Origin of the sequence: uncultured Streptococcus sp., assembly GCF_938036805.1 — a bacterium.
Lineage (GTDB): Bacteria > Bacillota > Bacilli > Lactobacillales > Streptococcaceae > Streptococcus.
In genome coordinates this window covers 1-1835 of sequence record NZ_CALHWC010000181.1, presented here as the reverse complement: position 1 = coordinate 1835, position 1835 = coordinate 1, and the positions used below count along the sequence as shown (strand labels likewise).

2 protein-coding genes and 1 pseudogene are annotated in these 1835 nt (G+C 45.8%); 2 read left to right on the top strand and 1 reads right to left on the bottom strand.

From position 1 onward, the window contains the following. The first annotated feature begins 234 nt into the window (after positions 1-234). Together Q0191_RS07570 and Q0191_RS07565 are read left to right on the top strand one after the other, a co-directional pair. A complete protein-coding gene (locus Q0191_RS07570) occupies positions 235-675 on the top strand; it encodes a LytTR family DNA-binding domain-containing protein (RefSeq protein WP_297665274.1) in 441 nt (146 codons plus the stop codon). Further along, on the top strand, positions 672-1142 hold the full coding sequence (locus Q0191_RS07565) for a DUF3021 family protein (RefSeq protein ID WP_297665271.1): 471 nt from the start codon (positions 672-674) through the stop codon (positions 1140-1142). Before Q0191_RS07570 ends, Q0191_RS07565 begins: the two co-directional genes overlap by 4 nt. Before the next feature lie 195 nt (positions 1143-1337). Here the strand turns inward: Q0191_RS07565 and Q0191_RS07560 are convergent. Further along, positions 1338-1835, bottom strand: a pseudogene (locus Q0191_RS07560) (DNA mismatch repair protein MutS); the annotation flags it as partial.

Genomic DNA, 1835 nt, shown 5'->3' with positions numbered 1-1835 from the left:
GCCGCAATCTGATTGGCTAGAATTTCTGGAAGTTCGATAATTTTTGACATCTTTTTCTCCGTATTTGTTCTGCTATCTATTATAACACATTGGACTCTTTCTAGCAGAGGGCAGACTTATCTTGCCCGCTCTACTCACAAGACAAACCAGATAGACACAAATAGCTGCCACATAGACAAAAGGGCTTGTTTTCGCTGCCAAGTTGCGGTTTAATAAAGGTGAAAGGAGGAAGTTATGAAAGTCAAGCTAAGAATCGATTCTCAAGTCACCGAAGACTCCGTCAGCATTGAGGCTCGCCTCATGACAGAAAGCATTCAGGAATTGGTCCACTTTGCTCAACATCTAGGCAAAGTGGATAAGATTCATGTCAAGAAAGAAGATGAAATCTATCTGCTGGACGCTAAGGAAATCCATCGAATCTACACAGAAAATCGTCAGGTTCGGGTCCGAACGACAAAAGACAGCTATCGAGCTCAGCAAGCTCTTTATCAGTTGCTGCAGATCCTGCCGGACTATTTCCTACAGATTTCGCAGTCAGAGATTATCAACAGCCGACAAATCAGTCACCTCAAGCTGACGCCCAATGGTCTGATTCAAATATTTCTGAAAAACGGTGACCAGACCTACTCGTCCCGCCGTTATCTCAAATCCATCAAAGAAAGGTTGCAATTATGAAAACTCGTCTTAAAGAACTCTTTTTCGGAGGAATTGGAGGGATTTTCATCGGTCTCTTCTTCTCCATGATTGTTTCTTATTTTTACAATCCAGCTTATCTACCGCTTCACCCTGACTCGCCGATCGGTCACTTCTTTTTGAGCCAGCATGCCCATGTTTCTCTCATTATGCTCTACTGCCTGCTTATCTGGTTTATCATAGGAACGGTTTTCAGATGGTGCGCAAGCTTCTTCCAAAGAGACTGGAGCATCCTGCGCTCCATCGTCAGCCACTATGGCGTGATGATCCTGACCTTTGCACTTTTGGCTAATCTAGCTGGATTTTTTCCAAGAGAAAAAATACTCAGCCTGACACTGACTGCCGTCGGGGAATTTACCCTTATCTATCTGGTCATTTCAGGCGCCATCTACTACCACACCTACCGGAAAATTCAAAAAATCAATAGCGGCTTGTCTAGCAAATCGTGAGAAACACAAAGAGCGAGAGTGGGACAGAAATCGGTAATTCGTTAGAATTCGATTTCGTCGTTCCACCTCCGCACAGTTGAGTAGGGCTGTAAAAGCTGATGAAATCAGCCTAGTAGAGCCCACTCAACCACTGCGTCTTGCTCGACAATCCAAAGACAATTGAGAGGCTAGGACTTTTGTCCCAGCCTCTTGTTTTTACAGCTTCTTCTTGAGCTCGGCTACCGCCGCCATGACTTCTAGGGGAGTCATATTATAGATGTCCAAGTCTCGGAGTTCAGTCAGGACTGGATTTTCCGATCCTTCTGCAAAAAGAGAGATCTGCTCCGCCACTTGTGACTGCTTCGGTCTGGATGCAGCAGGAAGCTCTGAGCCTAGTCCTGTATCCTGACTCTCCAAATGACTCAAAATGCTATCCGCCCGCTCCAGTAATTTCTTAGGAAGTCCGGCAATCTTCGCCACATGAATTCCGTAGGACTTGTCAGCCGGACCCGGCTCAATCTTATGCAGGAAAGTCACCTGTCCGTCCTTTTCCAAGGTTGCCACATGGACATTTTCCAAATGCTCCAAGCTATTCTCTAATGCTGTCAGCTCATGATAGTGGGTGGCAAAGAGGGTTTTAGCTCCAGTATAGTGATGAATGTGCTCGATAATAGCCTGAGCTAGCGCCATCCCATCATAAGTCGCCGTTCCACG

What these genes read in the sequence shown, in the direction of transcription:
- Q0191_RS07565 (WP_297665271.1), top strand. Translation starts at nt 672, where the DNA reads ATGAAAACTCGTCTTAAAGAACTCTTTTTCGGAGGAATTGGAGGGATT.
- Q0191_RS07570 (WP_297665274.1), top strand. Translation starts at nt 235, where the DNA reads ATGAAAGTCAAGCTAAGAATCGATTCTCAAGTCACCGAAGACTCCGTC.